This is a genomic window from Streptomyces sp. Xyl84 (assembly GCF_059731885.1).
Genome location: NZ_AP029182.1, coordinates 4,472,550 through 4,486,962, shown reverse-complemented (window position 1 = coordinate 4,486,962; position 14,413 = coordinate 4,472,550). Strand labels below are relative to the sequence as shown.

Sequence of the window (14,413 nt, the reverse complement as noted above, 5' to 3'; positions counted from 1 at the left end):
GGCCCGCGCAGGGGCCGAGGCCCGCCTCGGGCAAGGCGATCACCGCGGTGGCGGTGCCGGTCGTGCTCATCTGTCCCCCGTGTCCCCCGTGCCGAACGGTTCCCGGACGCGGGCGGGGCACGGTCCGGGGCGGGGCGCGGCCGGGCCCGCACGCGGCGGGCGGGCACCGTCGTCCCCACTGCCCAGCACACTACGCCGCCCCACTGACAACGCCCCCGGCCTGCGCGAACGCCCGGGGAACGGGGGGTCACCTGCCGGTGACGACCGCGGCCTGCGGGCGGATCGGCAGCCGGTTGACCGGGCGGCCGGTGGCGGCGCGCACCGCCGAGGCGATCGCCGCCGGCGAGGTGACCACCGGGACCGCGCTGACCGCCTTGGCGCCGAAGGGGGCCACGACGTCGCGTTCCTCGACCAGTTTCACGATCCGGATGTCGGGCGCGTCCAGGGCCGTCGGCAGCGCGTAGCCGGTGAGGTCGGGGTGGCGGAGCAGGCCGCGCGGGGTGCGCAGGTTCTCCGTGAGGGCGATGCCCACGCCCTGCGTGACGCCCGCCTCGATGCGCGCGGCGAGCTGCGCGGGGTTGAGGATCCGGCCCACGTCCTGGGCCACCGCCAGCTCCACCACCCGTACCGAGCCCAGTTCGATGTCCACGTCCACCACCGCGCGGACGGCGCAGAAGGCGAGGCCCACGAAGGCGTCGCCCTGGCCGGCCTCGTCCAGCGGCTCCGTGGGGTGCGGGCGGCACTGTGCCGTCGCCCACAGCTCCTTGCCCTCCATGGCCTCGGTGACCGTGGTCGACAGCACGCCGTCGTAGGAGGTGATCTTGCCGTCGGTGATCTGGAGCAGTTCGGTGGACATGCCGAACTTGTGCGCCAGGGGCTGCAGGAGCTGGGTGCGGACCATCTTCGCCGCCCGCTCCACGGCACCGCCCGACACCCACGTGTGCCGGCCGCGGCAGCCCGCGCCGGCCGGGGGCTGGTCGGTGTCGACGGGGGCCACGTGGACCTCGTCGACGCCCAGCGTCTCCTGGACGATCTGCCGGGCGAGCGTGGTGAAGCCCTGGCCGGTCTCGACGGCCGCGCACAGCACGGTCGCGACGCCGTCGTGGACCTTCACGGTGGCCGTGGAGACCTCGTCGGCGCCCTCCGCGCCCAGCATGTGCACCATGCCCAGGCCGTAGCCCACGCCCCGGCGCACCGCGCCCGGGTCGCCCGCGCCCTCGGGGCCGCCGGGCAGCAGCCACTCGTCCTCGGGGGTGTCCTTGGGCAGCGGCGGCAGGGGGTGGTCCCGGACGGCCTGGAGCAGTTCCGCCACCGGGGCCGGGCAGGTCACCGTCTGCCCGGTGGGCAGGACGTCGCCGGTCGCCAGCACGTTGCGCAGGCGCAGTTCGGCCGGGTCGACGCCGAGTTTCCTGGCCAGTTTGTCCATCTGCGCCTCGTAGGCGGCGCACACCTGGAGGGCGCCCTCGCCGCGCACGTGGCCCGAGGGCGGGTTGTTGGTGCGTACCGCCCAGCCCTCGATGAACGCGTGCGGGACGACGTAGGGGCCGCAGGCGAAGGACACGGCGGCGGCCAGGGCCTCGCCGGAGGTGTCGGCGTAGGCGCCCGCGTCCAGCAGGATCTGCGCCTCGACCTTCACCAGCCTGCCCTCGGCGTCCGCGTGGTGGCGGTAGCGCAGGAGGGTCGGGTGGCGGTGCACGTGGCCCAGGAACGACTCCTCGCGGGTCGCCGTCAGCTTCACCGGGCAGCCGGTGCGCAGCGCCAGCAGGCCCAGCGGGAGCTGGAAGCCCTGGTCCTCGCGGTCGGCCGTCGCGCCCGGCACACCGGTGACGACGATCTTCACGCGCTCGGGGGCCAGGCCGTAGCAGGCGGCGAGGGTGTCGCGGTCGGCGTGCGGGTCGGTGGAGGCCACGTACAGCTCGACGCCGCCGTCGGGGCGGGGGACCGCGAGCCCGGCCTCCGCGCCGATGGGTGCCGGGTCCTGGCGGCCGATGCGGTACAGGCCCTCGACGACGACCTCGCCGGCCGCCTCCGGGTCGCCGTGGCGCAGCGGGATGTGCCGGATCAGGTTGCCGTCGGGGTGCAGGGGTTCGGCCTCGAAGGCGTGCTCCGGGTCGGTCACCGGGTCGAGCACCTCGTACTCGACGATGACGGCGGCGGCGGCCATCCGCGCGGTGTCCGGGTGGTCGGCGGCGACGGCGGCGATGGGCTCGCCGTGGTGGCGTACGACGTCGGAGGCGAACACCGGCCGGTCGGCCACGCCCCGGCCGTACACGGGGCGGCCGGGCACGTCCTCGTGGGTGACGACCGCGCGGACACCGGGCATCTCGCGCGCGTGGGAGGTGTCGATGGACACGATGCGCGCGTGCGGGTGCGGCGAGCGCAGCACGGCCGCCCACAGCAGGCCCTCGGCCCACAGGTCGGCGGCGTAGGGGAAGGTGCCCTCCGTCTTGGCGCGGGCGTCGGCGGGCGGCAGCGAGGAGCCGATGCCGTGCGGCAGCGGTTCCGGTGACGCGGGCGCGGTCTCCGCAGCGGAAGCGGTGGCGGCGGTGGCGGCTTCGTTGCTCACGCCTGGCCTCCGTCCTGGCCGTAGGGGTCGTGCGGGTGGTGCGGTGGTTCGTGGGGAGCGTGCGGGGGCTCGTGGGGGGCGTGCGGGGGCTCGTGGGGGGCGTGCGGATCGGGCGTGTCGAAGGCGGACGGGTGGACGCCGCCCGCGCCGGGGCCCGCCTGGTGCGGGATGCGGGGCTCGCCGGCACCCGCCTCCCCGTGCTCCGCCCCGCTGTGCTCGGTCTGCCCGGCCCCGCCGTGCTCGGTCTCCAGGTGCTCGGCGGCGGACGCCTCGCGCTCGGCGACGACCTCCCCGACCGCCCGCAGGACGCCCTGGTAGCCCGAGCAGCGGCACAGGTTGCCGCACAGGGCCTGCCGGGTCTCCCGCTCGGTCGGCGCCGGGTTGCCCTCCAGCAGGTCGTGCACGGTCATCGCCATGCCGGGCACGCAGAAACCGCACTGCACGGCGCCGCAGCGCGCCAGCGCCCGCTGCACGTCCGAGGGCTGCCCGTCGGCGGCCAGGCCCTCGACCGTACGGACCTCGCTGCCCGCGGTGGTGACGGCGGGTACCAGGCACGAGGCGACGAGGCGGCCGTCCACCTGCACGTTGCAGGCGCCGCACTCGCCCTGCGAGCAGCCGTCCTTGGCGCCCGCGAGGCCGAGCCGCTCGCGCAGCACGTACAGCAGCGACTCGCCGATCCAGGCGTCGGTGACGGGCCGGTCGACGCCGTTGACGCGCAGCACGTAGGAGGCGAGGGGGTGTTCGTCCTGCGGCGGCGCGGCGGGCGGGCCCTGCGGGTCCGGTTCGGCCGACGTGTCCGGCCGGGCGGGCGGCTCCTGCGGACCGGCGTCCGCGTCCGCCGCCGCGTCCGCGTCGGGGGCCGGGCCGGGTCCGCCGTCGGTCTCCGCGGGCCCTGCGCCGGCCTCCGGGGCCGTGGCGGGCTCCTGGGCGGCCCGGGGTTCCGCGGCGGCGTCCTCGGCCGGGGCGGGAGCGGCGGGCGGCTCAGCGGAGCCGCCGGCGGCCGCCACGGGCCCTCCGTCGGCCTCCGTCCGCCCTCCGCCGGTCTCCGCGTGCTCTCCGCCGGCCTCCGCGTGCTCTCCGCCGGCCTCCGGTGCGTCGGCGGGCCGCTCCCGCGGGTCCTCCTCCGGCTGGTGCCCGGCGGCGGGCGCGGTGCCCGGGGCGTGCGGCGCCGGGTCCGGGTCCGTCACGAGCCCGGTGGGCGCCTCGGGCGCGGCAGGCACCTGGTCCTCGGAGGGCTCCTGGTGGCCGGACGGCTCCTGGTGCTCGGACGGTTCCCGGACCGCGGCGGGCGCCTCGGGCGCCGGTGCCTCCTCGGGCGTGCCGGGGGGCGCCTGCGGTGCCGTCCGCGACGCGGGCGCGGGCCCGGCCTCCGTGTGGTGCCCGGGGACGTCCACCGGGTGCCCGGCGGCCGGGTGTTCGGGGGCGGGGTGTTCGGGGGCGGGGTGGGGAGCCGGATGCTGCGAGGCCGGGTGCTCGGGAGCCGGGTGCTCCGGCGCCGGGTGTCCGGGGGCCGGTGCGGGCAGTCCGGCACCGTACGACCGGCCGGACGGGTCGCTCCCGTACGCGCCCGGGGCGGGCTCCTGCGCCGGCCGGCCCCACGCGTGCCCGGAGGTCTCCGTGGCCCACGGGGCGGGGGCGCCGCCGGGAAGGGTGGCCGGCGGCGTGCCGCCCCACTGCTCGATCAGGGACGAGGTGGTGAACTCGCCGGACTCGTCCGGGATGTCACCGCCGGCGACCGGAATCGACCACTGCCCGGTCACGTCGTGCCCGGTCGCGGCCCCGCCGGGCCGGCCCCCGGGATGCCCGGGGACCTCCTGGTGCCCGTCGATCTCCCCATGTCCGGGGATCTCCTGGTGGCCGGGGATCTCCTGGTGGCCGGGGATCTGCTGGTGCCCGGGGAAACCCTGATGAGCCGGGGCCGCCTGGTGCCCAGGGGCCTCCTGATGCCCCTGCACCTCCTGGAAGTTCCACTGCTGGGTCGCCTCGGGCCGGTAGGTGAACGCCTCGTCCGCGCCCGTCCCGGTCCCCTCGTCGCCCCGCCGCGGCACCGCGTTCGGGTCCGGCCACCCGGCGCCCTGCGCGGGCACGGCCCAGCTGCCCGTGGCCGCCGGGTCGGTGGCCTCGGCCGGGGCGGACGTGACCGTTATCTGCGGCGGCACGTAGCCGTGTCCCGGCGCGGCGAGCGGGCTGTCGGCGGCGAGGAGGGCGTCGATGCCGCCCTCGGGCAGCTTCACGAACGCGGTCGCGCCGTCGTCGTAGTCGCCCTGCGGCAACGGGTCCCAGCGGCCGCCGCCGTGGGGCGCGCCCTGTCCGTGCTGGTCGTCGGTCACGACAGCGCCCTCCCCAGTGCTCGTCGGGCCAGCGCGGCGACGGTGCGCCGCAGGTGCAGTACGGCGGGCGGAAGCTGCTGCACCGAGCCGTCCTCCGCCGGGACGGGGTCGGGGATGCAGGCCGCGGCCACGTACTCGCCGAAGGCGTCCAGCGCCTCGGGGACGATCGCGCGGTTGTTGTCCCAGTCGATGAGCTGGGCCACCCACTGCTCGGCGTCCAGCGGCCTGAGCGGCATCGGCGCTATGGCACCGACCGCGCAGCGCACGCCGCGCCGGGCCGGGTCGAGGACGAGCGCCACGGAGGCGACCGCGCGGCCGGGTCCGGTGCGGCCGGTCGCCTTCAGGAAGACCTGGGGGGCGTGCAGCAGCGGCAGCCGCACGTAGCCGATGAGTTCGCCGCCGCGGAGCATCTCCACGCCGGCCAGCAGGTGGGAGACCGGGACCTCGCGGCGGGCCCCGCCCGGGCCCGCGACGATCAGGGTGGCCTCCAGCGCGGCCAGCACCGGCAGCGCGTCCCCGGTGGGGGCGGCCGAGGCGATGTTGCCGCCCAGGGTCCCGGCGTTGCGGATGTGCGGCGGACCGGCGGCGCGCGCGGCGGCGGCCAGCGCCGGGATCAGGGCGGCGAAGTCGGGGCGGCCCATGCGCGCGTGCGTGAGGCCCGCGCCGAGCAGTGCGTGCCCGTCCTGGTACTGCCAGCCGCGGATCTCGCTGATCCGGCCGAGGCCGACCAGCGCGGCGGGCCTGAGCTGCCCGGAGTTGACGGCGGCCATGAGGTCGGTGCCGCCCGCCACGGGCACGGCGGCGGGCATGGCGGTGAGTGCCGCCACCGCCTCGTCCAGCGTCGTGGGCAGCGTGACGGCCTGCGCCGCCTGTGGTGCGTGCGTGGTCAAACCGGCTGCCCCTTCCCGCTGCCCCACTGGTCCCACCCGTGCTGCCGTACGGTACGGCCTGACAGGGCGGACGTGGCAACTCTGGCACATCTTCGCAGGGCTCGCGGACACGGGTCCGCCGGGAGGCATTCGCCCACCTCATCGGGGACATGGTCCCTTTTGACACGGGATCACCGGTGCGAGCGAATTAGCGCCGTTCGCTGACTCTTGCGGGCTTTTTCCGCTACCAGTTCGAGACAGCACGCGGACCGGGCCGGGCGGCGGGCGAGCGGACCGGACCGGAACGCGGGGCACCGGCCCGGTCCGGCGGGCGGCCGGTGACCGGCCCGGTCCGGCCGCGGGTGACCGCGCAGGACGGCGGGCCGCGGGCGCGGACCCCGCCGCCCGCCTCCCCGCGGCCCGTACGGACCCCGCGCCGTTACCTCACCGGCGGCGGGCCGTCGATGGGGCGTCCCAGCACGCCGGGCCTGCGCTGCCAGGGGTGCGGTCCGGCGGGCGGGCGGTAGCCGACGCCCAGGGCGTCCAGGCGCCGGTAGTGGGCGGTCATCCGCCGCTCGAAGCCGGCGAAGTCCCGTTCCGGCGAGGGGGGCAGGTCGCTCCAGGCGACCTCGGCGAAGGCGGCCAGCCGGGGGAAGGTCTGGTAGTCCACGCGCGCGGGGTTCTCCATCACCTCGGTCCACACGTTGGCCTGGGTGCCCAGGACATGGGGGACGTGGGCGGCCTCCAGGCCGGGCGGAACCGGCTCGAACCGGTAGACGTCCTCCAGGGTGCGGACGAAGCCGATCGGCACGGGTTCGTCGGCGCCCGCGTCCTGCCGGTGGTCCAGGTACACGTGCTGCTCGGGGCACATGACGACGTCGTGACCGGCGCGTGCGGCGGCGATCCCGCCCGCGTAGCCGCGCCAGGAGGCGACGGCGGCGCCCTCGGCGAGACCGCCCTCCAGGATCTCGTCCCAGCCGATGAGCCGGCGCCCGCGCGCGGTGAGCCACGTGTCGAAGTGGCGGATGAACCAGGACTGGAGTCCGTCCTCGCCGTCCAGTCCGAGTTCCTTGATCCGGGCCTGCGCGGTGGCCGAGGCGCGCCACTGCTCCTTGGGGCACTCGTCGCCGCCGATGTGGAAGAAGCCGGAGAACGGGGCGGCGTCGGCGGGGAAGAGTTCGAGCAGTTCTTCGAAGACGCCCTCGTAGAAGCGGAGGGTGCCGTCGGTGGGCGCGAGGACGTTCTTGCTGACGCCCCAGTCGTCCCAGACGCCGAGGGCGGTGGTGTCGACGACGTCGGTGTTGCCGAGTTCCGGGTAGGCGGCGATGGCGGCCTGCGAGTGCCCGGGCACGTCCACCTCGGGGACCACGGTGATGTGCCGCTCGGCGGCGTAGGCGACGATCTCGCGGATGTCGTCCTGGGTGTAGTGGCCGCCGTGCGGTTTGTCCTCCCACAGCGGGGAGGCACGGTGGCCGAACTTCGTCCGCGGGCGCCAGGAGCCGGTCCCGGTCAGCTTCGGGTACCGCTTGATCTCGACGCGCCAGCCCTGGTCGTCCGTCAGGTGGAAGTGCAGCACGTTGAGTTTGTGGGCGGCCATCAGGTCGAGGTACCGCAGGACGCCGTCCTTGGGCATGAAGTGCCGGGCGACGTCCAGCATCAGGCCGCGCCAGCGGAAGCGCGGGGTGTCCTCGATCCCGGTCAGCGGCAGCCTCCACCGCGCGCCGGGCAGCGGGGCGCGCCGGAAGGCGGCCGGGCCGAGCAGCTGACGCAGCGTCTGGGCGCCCCAGAAGAGACCGGCGGGGCCGCCGCCGGCGAGGTCGACGCCCTGCGCGGTGACCGTCAGCCGGTAGCCCTCGGCGCCGAGGTCGCGCGTGACGGCCTCGTCCAGGCGCAGCCGCAGGGCGCCGGCGCCGGCCGGCGCGGGGGCGAGCGGCAGTCCGGTGGCGGCGCCGAGGGTGGCGCGCAGCCAGCGTTCGGTGCGGGCGGTGCCCTCGCCCGCCGACACCGTGGTGTCCGGGCCCAGTTCGAAGAACCGTTCCTCGTCGGTCGTCATGCGGCCCGGCCGGGGGATCAGGGCCGCCACCTCGTCGGTCACCTCGGTCACCGGGGTCACGTCATTCACGTCAGTCACGTCAGTCACGTCAGTCCTTCACCGCTCCGCCGAGGCCGGAGACGAGTCGTCGTTGCACGAGTACGAAGAAGACCAGGACCGGGATCGTCATCACCGTGGAGGCGGCCATCACGCCGCCCCAGTCGGGGTCGTCCGGCTTGTAGAAGACCAGCAGCGCCATCGGCAGCGTCGACTGGGAGGTGTCGCTGATGATGAACGACTTCGCGAACAGGAAGTCGTTCCAGGTCGAGATGAAGGAGAACACGCTGGTGGCCACCAGCCCCGGGAAGACCAGCGGGAAGAGGATCTGCCACAGGAACCGCGCCCGGCTCGCGCCGTCGATGAAGGCGGCCTCCTCCAGGGCTTCCGGTACGGCTTTCACGAACCCCCTGAGCATCCAGACCGCGAACGGCAGCGAGAAGGCGATGTGGGGCAGGATCAGCGATCCCAGGGTGTTGAGCTGGCCGAAGTCCCGCATCAGGAAGAACAGCGGGATGGTGAGCGCCTCCACGGGCACCATCTGGGCCACCAGGAACAGGATCAGCAAGGTGGTGCGGAACCTGAAGCGGAAGCGGGTGACGGCGGTCGCCGCGAGAAACGCGATCAGCGCGGAGGCGATCACGACGGTGGCCGCGACGATCAGGCTGTTGAGGAAGTAGCGGCCGAACTCCTGCTGCTGGAAGACGCGTCGGAAGGAGTCCAGCGAGGGGGACGTCGTCCAGGGGCGCGGCCTCGTCGACTCGATCTCCCCGGCCGGTTTGAAGGCGCTGAGCACCATCCAGTACAGCGGGAAGGCGACCACGACCGCGACGACCAGTGCCGACGCCTCGGCCGCGAGCCGTCCCGGACGGCGCACCCACGCGCGCGCGAGGTTCACAGCTCCTCCCCCTGGCGGCGCAGCAGCCGCAGGTAGACCAGGGTTACGGCGAGCAGGACCAGCAGCATCACCACGCCGATCGCGGAGCCGAGGCCGTACTGCGAGGACGCGAACGCCTTCTGGTAGGCGTAGACGTTCAGGACGAGGTTCTGGCCCGCGATGCCGCCGCCATTGGTCATGACGTAGATCTGGGTGAACACCTTGAAGTCCCAGATGACGGACTGGATGGTGACCACGACCAGGATCGGCCGCAGCATCGGGGCCAGCACCGAGCGCCAGATCCGCCACTGGGAGGCGCCGTCCAGCGCGGCGGCCTCCAGCACTTCGGCGGGCACGGCGCGGATGCCGGCGTAGACGGTGACCATGACGAACGGGAAGGAGCACCAGACCACTTCGAGCAGGACGAGGAGGAAGGCGCTGGAGCGCCCGTACGTCCAGGAGTGGTCGCCGAGCCCGAGGATCCGGTTGACGGGCCCGAAGTCGGCGTCGAAGAGCAGCAGCCAGACCGTGGAACCGGTGACCGCCGGGGTGGCCCAGGCGCCGAGGGCGGCGAGCATCAGCGCGAGGCGGGGCACGGCGCGCACCCGGGTGAGGAGCACGGCGAGCGCGCAGCCGACGGCGAGGGTGCAGAGCACGCAGGCCGCGGCGAACACCACGGTGGCCAGCAGGACCCGCCAGAACTGGTCGTCCCGCAGGAGGTCGGCGTAGTTGCCCAGGCCCCGGAAGGCGGTCGGCTCGCCGCCGCTGACCTGGGCCTGGGTGTAGCGCAGGAAGGAGATCAGGCCGAGCTGGTAGACGGGGTAGACGAGCAGTCCGCCGAGGACGACGAGGGCGGGCGCGAGGTACAGCCAGGGGACGGCGGTGCCCTTCAGGGGGCGGCGGGTGCGGGGCGGGGAGCCGCGGCGCGCCGGCATCCGCGACCGCGGCGCGGTTCCCGGGCTCATGGGCGGAGCGGTCATCCGGCGGCGCCGAACGCGTCGTTCATCTTCTTCGCCGCGTCCCCGGCGGCGGCCTCGACGTCCTTCTTGCCGCTGACGATCTCCTGGAGCATGGTCGGCACCACCATCGAGGAGTCGATCTGGGACCACGCGGGTGTGGCCGGGACGAACTCGGTGCCGGCGGCGAGGGTGTCGACGAACGGCTTGACGAACGGCTCCTTCGCGGCGGCCCGGTCGCGCACGTCCTTGAAGGTGGGCAGGAAGCCCATCGCGTCGAACATCTCGCCCTGGGTCTTCTTCGAGGTGAGCCGCTTCATCAGGTCCACGGCGAGGGTGCGGTGCGCGGTGCTCCTGAGCACGCCGATGTTGTTGCCGCCCGCGAACGCCGGTGCGACGGAGCCGGGACGGACGCCCGGCAGCGGCACGACCGCGTACTTGCCCTTGACCTGGCCGGCTTCGACGGCCTGGTGGCTGAAGTCGCCGCCGATCGCCATGGCGGCCTTGCCGGCGGCGAAGGCGGTGATGGTGTCGTTGCCGGTCATGCCGGCGCACTTGGCGGCGGGGCAGTTGTCGTCGCCGAACAGGGACGTGTACGCCTCGATGCCCTTGCGGGCCGCGGGGCTGTCGATGGCGGAGGTGTAGGAGCCGGACTTCTCGGTGGCGATCCGGCCGCCGTCGGCCCAGACGAAGGGCAGGGCGCCGTAGGTGTAGGCGCCGCCGACGGCCAGGCCGTACAGGCCGGGCCGGGCGGCCCGTGCCCGGCGGGCGGTGGCGGCCAGTTCGGACAGGGTCGTGGGCGGCTTGAGGTGCAGTTCCCTGAAGACGTCGGTGCGGTAGTACAGGGCGCGGACGCCGACGAAGTAGGGGGCGCCGTAGACCTTGCCGTCCACCGTGACCGACCGGCGGGCGGTCGGGTCGGTGTCCTTGGCCTCGTCCCAGGCGCCGAACTCCGCGGTGACGTCGGCGAGTCCGCCGTCCTTCACGTAGCCGGCGGTGTCGGTGTTGCCGTACTCGATGACGTCGGGGGCGCTCTTCGGGTCGTTGAAGGCGGCCTTGATCCGCTGGGCGCGGGTCTCCACGGGGATGTACTCGACGGTGACCTTCGTGTCCGCGTGGGCCTTGCGGAAACCGGCGAGGACCTGCTCGACCACCTGTTCCTTCGGCTTGTTGCCGACCTCCTGGAAGAGCCACAGGCGCAGCGTGCCGGTCTTCTCGTCCTTGTCCGGGGAGGAGTTGCCGGACGTCTGCGGGGCGCAGGCGGTGGCGGTCACGGCGGCCGCTGCCAGCAGTACGGCGAGCCGGCCGGGGATTCTTGCGGAGAGCTTCATGGAGCGATCCTCCGGTCAGGGTGTTGCAACATATGCAATGGCAGTTTTGCTCTGCACAACACCCCGGAGGCTAGGGACTCGGTGAACGGGCCCACAAGAGGTCTCAACCACTCTGTGACCGCCGGACGCACCCTGTGCAACGCCGGGCAGCACAAAGGCCCCCGAAGTGCGCGAAACGCACTCGGGGGCCCAGGTCGGCCCGGGGGCCCGGACGGGCGGCGGGAGCCGGGGGCCTACTTCTTGTCGCCGCCCTTGCCCTGGTCGCCGCCGCCGCTCATGGACTCGTAGATCTCCTTGCACAGCGGGCACACGGGGTACTTCTTCGGGTCGCGGCCCGGCACCCACACCTTGCCGCACAGCGCGACGACGGGCGTCCCGTCCAGGGCGCTCGCCATGATCTTGTCCTTCTGGACATAGTGGGCGAAGCGCTCGTGGTCGCCGTCTCCGTGGGACACCTGCGGCGTCGGCTCTACGAGGGTTCCCGTACCAGTGCCGCGCTCGGGCTCGAGAGTGCTCATACGGCAAGGGTACTGAAGCGCACGGACTTCAGTTGAGCGACGGGTCGTCCGGGTAGGTGGCGACCATCGCCAGTTCGCTGCGCTGGCGGCGCAGCACCTCGCGCCACAGCCGTTCCGGCGACGGCGAGGAGACGTCGCCGGGCTCCGACTCGACGACGTACCAGGCCCCCTCCCCCAGCTCGTCCTCCAGCTGGCCGGGGCCCCATCCCGCGTACCCGGCGAAGATCCGCAGCGAGCCGAGGGCGGAGGCGAGCAGCTCGGGCGGGGCCTCCAGGTCGACGAGACCGATCGCCCCGTGCACCCGCCGCCAGCCCAGCGGGGCGCGCTCGCCCGCGCCGCCGCCCGGGATGACGGCGACGCCGAGTGCCGAGTCCAGCGAGACCGGGCCGCCCTGGAAGACGACGCCGGGCTCCCCGGCGAGGGCCGCCCAGCCCTCCAGGATGTCGCCCACGTCCACGGGGGTGGGGCGGTTGAGGACGACACCGAGGGAGCCCTCCTCGTCGTGGTCGAGAAGGAGCACCACCGCACGGTCGAAGTTCGGGTCCGCCAGGGCGGGCGTTGCCACGAGCAGCCGCCCTGTGAGCGAGGACACCTCGGTCATGCCTGACATGATCCCGCATCTTCCCCCGGCGTGGGGAGCCAATCCGGCTACCGGGGTGAGGGCGCGCACGGGGTACGGGGGCGCGGCGGGCGCACGGCCACACCGGTGACCGCACGTGCCCGTTCCCCGACGCATCGTGTTGTGACACAGCCATGACGCAGCGGGCGGCGCACGGGCTTACTTCCGGGGGCCGCCCGGCGATTACGCTGTCCTCTCCGGCCCCCGGCCCGAAGTGACCGGCCGCTCCCCTGCCCACCTCATCGGAACGCGAGATACATGACCGTCAACGGCACTGATGACGTACTGCTTGTCCACGGCGGAACCCCGCTGGAGGGCGAGATCCGTGTCCGGGGTGCGAAGAACCTCGTACCGAAGGCCATGGTCGCCGCTCTGCTGGGCAGCGAACCGAGCCGGCTGCGCAATGTGCCGGACATCCGTGACGTGCGGGTCGTACGCGGCCTGCTGCAACTGCACGGGGTGACGGTCCGCCCGGGTGAGGAGCCGGGCGAGCTGGTGCTCGACCCGACCCGGGTGGAGAGCGCCAACGTGGCTGACATCGATGCCCACGCGGGTTCCAGCCGCATCCCGATCCTGTTCTGCGGCCCGCTGCTGCACCGGCTGGGCCACGCCTTCATCCCCGGCCTCGGCGGCTGCGACATCGGCGGCCGGCCCATCGACTTCCACTTCGACGTGCTGCGGCAGTTCGGCGCGACGATCGAGAAGCGGGCGGACGGCCAGTACCTGGAGGCGCCGCAGCGGCTGCGCGGCACGAAGATCCGGCTGCCCTACCCGTCCGTCGGCGCGACCGAGCAGGTGCTGCTGACGGCGGTGCTCGCCGAGGGCGTCACCGAGCTGTCCAACGCGGCCGTGGAGCCGGAGATCGAGGACCTCATCTGCGTGCTGCAGAAGATGGGCGCGATCATCGCGATGGACACCGACCGCACGATCCGCATCACCGGTGTGGACAAGCTCGGCGGCTACACCCACCGCGCGCTGGCCGACCGTCTGGAGGCGGCGTCCTGGGCCTCGGCGGCGCTGGCCACCGAGGGCGACATCTACGTCCGCGGCGCCCAGCAGCGGTCGATGATGACGTTCCTGAACACCTACCGGAAGGTGGGCGGGGCGTTCAAGATCGAAGACGAGGGCATCCGTTTCTGGCACCCCGGCGGGCAGTTGAAGTCCATCGCGCTGGAGACGGACGTGCACCCCGGTTTCCAGACCGACTGGCAGCAGCCGCTGGTGGTCGCGCTGACCCAGGCGACCGGCCTGTCGATCATCCACGAGACGGTCTACGAGTCCCGGCTCGGCTTCACCTCCGCGCTGAACCAGATGGGCGCGCACATCCAGCTCTACCGCGAGTGCCTGGGCGGCTCCGACTGCCGCTTCGGCCAGCGCAACTTCCTGCACTCCGCGGTGGTGTCGGGCCCGACCCGGCTCCAGGGCGCCGACCTGGTCATCCCGGACCTGCGCGGCGGCTTCTCCTACCTGATCGCCGCGCTGGCGGCCCAGGGCACCTCGCGCGTCCACGGCATCGACCTGATCAACCGCGGCTACGAGAACTTCATGGAGAAGCTGGTCGAGCTGGGCGCGAAGGTCGAACTGCCGGGCCAGGCGCTCGGCTGAACGCCGCGGGCGTGCCGGCCCCGGTGAGGGGCCCGGCCGAAGCCCCCGGGCCGCCCGGGCCCGGCCGGCGGCCCGGCTGAGCGCGCCCGGCCGCCCCGGGCCCCTGCCGGGCGGCCGCCCGAGGGGGCGGCGGACCGGTGGCCGGTCGTCCGAGGGCCTGTACGGCGATGGGGCGGCCCCCCGGTGAGGGGGCCGCCCCATAGGCGTTTTTCGGCCCTGCCGGGCCCCGTACGCCGTCCCGTGGCGTACGGCGGCAAGGTCACTTGCCCTTGGCGGCTTCCTTGAGCTTGCTGCCCGCGGAGACCTTCACGCTGTAGCCGGCCGGGATCTGGATCGGCTCGCCGGTCTGCGGGTTGCGAGCGGTGCGAGCGGCACGGTGGGTGCGCTCGAAGTTGAGGAAACCAGGGATGGTGACCTTCTCGTCCCCCTTGGAGACGATGTCGCCGACGACGTCGGCGAACGCGGCCAGCACGGCGTCGGCGTCCTTGCGGGTCACCTCGGCGCGGTCGGCCAGCGCGGCCACCAGCTCACTGCGGTTCATGTTGTTACTCCCGTGTTCTTCTTGCCGTTGAGGCGTGCCACGCGGCGAAGCCGCATGTTGGGCCAGCCAAGCCGATGCTGCCAGGGTCCTCGGGGGTCCCCGGACCCGGGTC

11 protein-coding genes are annotated in these 14,413 nt (G+C 74.0%); 1 reads left to right on the top strand and 10 read right to left on the bottom strand.

The window, feature by feature from the left end; genetic code table 11:
- Positions 1-247: 247 nt before the first annotated feature.
- The 9 genes from AC6I72_RS19475 to AC6I72_RS19435 all read right to left on the bottom strand — a co-directional run bounded on the left by AC6I72_RS19475 (position 248) and on the right by AC6I72_RS19435 (position 12,137).
- The gene (locus AC6I72_RS19475; protein WP_498002297.1) at positions 248-2,566 is read right to left on the bottom strand and encodes a xanthine dehydrogenase family protein molybdopterin-binding subunit; all 2,319 of its coding nucleotides are present in this window, start codon (positions 2,564-2,566) and stop codon (positions 248-250) included.
- On the bottom strand, positions 2,563-4,896 hold the full coding sequence (locus tag AC6I72_RS19470; protein WP_498002295.1) for a 2Fe-2S iron-sulfur cluster-binding protein: 2,334 nt from the start codon (positions 4,894-4,896) through the stop codon (positions 2,563-2,565). Before AC6I72_RS19470 ends, AC6I72_RS19475 begins: the two co-directional genes overlap by 4 nt.
- Positions 4,893-5,786 (bottom strand): FAD binding domain-containing protein, encoded by an 894-nt coding sequence (locus AC6I72_RS19465; protein ID WP_498002293.1) that lies wholly within the window; start codon positions 5,784-5,786, stop codon positions 4,893-4,895. The genes AC6I72_RS19470 and AC6I72_RS19465 overlap by 4 nt, the downstream gene beginning before the upstream one ends.
- Positions 5,787-6,204: 418 nt before the next feature.
- Positions 6,205-7,896: a beta-N-acetylhexosaminidase gene (locus AC6I72_RS19460; protein WP_498002291.1), complete on the bottom strand. Its 1,692-nt coding sequence runs from the start codon at positions 7,894-7,896 to the stop codon at positions 6,205-6,207.
- 10 nt (positions 7,897-7,906) lie between these two features.
- The gene (locus AC6I72_RS19455; RefSeq protein WP_498002289.1) at positions 7,907-8,752 is read right to left on the bottom strand and encodes a carbohydrate ABC transporter permease; all 846 of its coding nucleotides are present in this window, start codon (positions 8,750-8,752) and stop codon (positions 7,907-7,909) included.
- Positions 8,749-9,711, bottom strand: coding sequence for a carbohydrate ABC transporter permease (locus tag AC6I72_RS19450; protein ID WP_498002288.1), 963 nt, complete (start codon positions 9,709-9,711; stop codon positions 8,749-8,751). The genes AC6I72_RS19455 and AC6I72_RS19450 overlap by 4 nt, the downstream gene beginning before the upstream one ends.
- Positions 9,708-11,018 carry an extracellular solute-binding protein gene (locus tag AC6I72_RS19445; protein WP_498002286.1) on the bottom strand — a complete coding sequence of 437 codons (1,311 nt, stop codon included), beginning with the start codon at positions 11,016-11,018 and terminating at the stop codon, positions 9,708-9,710. Before AC6I72_RS19445 ends, AC6I72_RS19450 begins: the two co-directional genes overlap by 4 nt.
- 233 nt (positions 11,019-11,251) lie before the next feature.
- Positions 11,252-11,536, bottom strand: coding sequence for a DUF3039 domain-containing protein (locus AC6I72_RS19440; RefSeq protein WP_026252153.1), 285 nt, complete (start codon positions 11,534-11,536; stop codon positions 11,252-11,254).
- Positions 11,537-11,564: 28 nt separating this feature from the next.
- Positions 11,565-12,137 (bottom strand): YqgE/AlgH family protein, encoded by a 573-nt coding sequence (locus tag AC6I72_RS19435; protein ID WP_366727458.1) that lies wholly within the window; start codon positions 12,135-12,137, stop codon positions 11,565-11,567.
- Positions 12,138-12,413: 276 nt separating this feature from the next.
- Between AC6I72_RS19435 and murA the strand changes: the two genes are divergently transcribed.
- Entirely contained in the window at positions 12,414-13,760 is a 1,347-nt protein-coding gene (gene murA / locus AC6I72_RS19430; RefSeq protein WP_498002284.1) for a UDP-N-acetylglucosamine 1-carboxyvinyltransferase, read from the top strand.
- 259 nt (positions 13,761-14,019) lie between these two features.
- On the opposite strand, the gene AC6I72_RS19425 is transcribed toward murA, so the two are convergent.
- Positions 14,020-14,301 (bottom strand): HU family DNA-binding protein, encoded by a 282-nt coding sequence (locus AC6I72_RS19425; protein ID WP_037862537.1) that lies wholly within the window; start codon positions 14,299-14,301, stop codon positions 14,020-14,022.
- Positions 14,302-14,413 lie beyond the last annotated feature (112 nt).

Bases quoted from the DNA above. Each gene is read 5' to 3' on its own strand.
- murA (WP_498002284.1), top strand. From the start codon at position 12,414: ATGACCGTCAACGGCACTGATGACGTACTGCTTGTCCACGGCGGAACC.
- AC6I72_RS19425 (WP_037862537.1), bottom strand. From the start codon at position 14,301: ATGAACCGCAGTGAGCTGGTGGCCGCGCTGGCCGACCGCGCCGAGGTG.
- AC6I72_RS19435 (WP_366727458.1), bottom strand. From the start codon at position 12,137: ATGACCGAGGTGTCCTCGCTCACAGGGCGGCTGCTCGTGGCAACGCCC.
- AC6I72_RS19450 (WP_498002288.1), bottom strand. From the start codon at position 9,711: ATGACCGCTCCGCCCATGAGCCCGGGAACCGCGCCGCGGTCGCGGATG.
- AC6I72_RS19445 (WP_498002286.1), bottom strand. From the start codon at position 11,018: ATGAAGCTCTCCGCAAGAATCCCCGGCCGGCTCGCCGTACTGCTGGCA.
- AC6I72_RS19440 (WP_026252153.1), bottom strand. From the start codon at position 11,536: ATGAGCACTCTCGAGCCCGAGCGCGGCACTGGTACGGGAACCCTCGTA.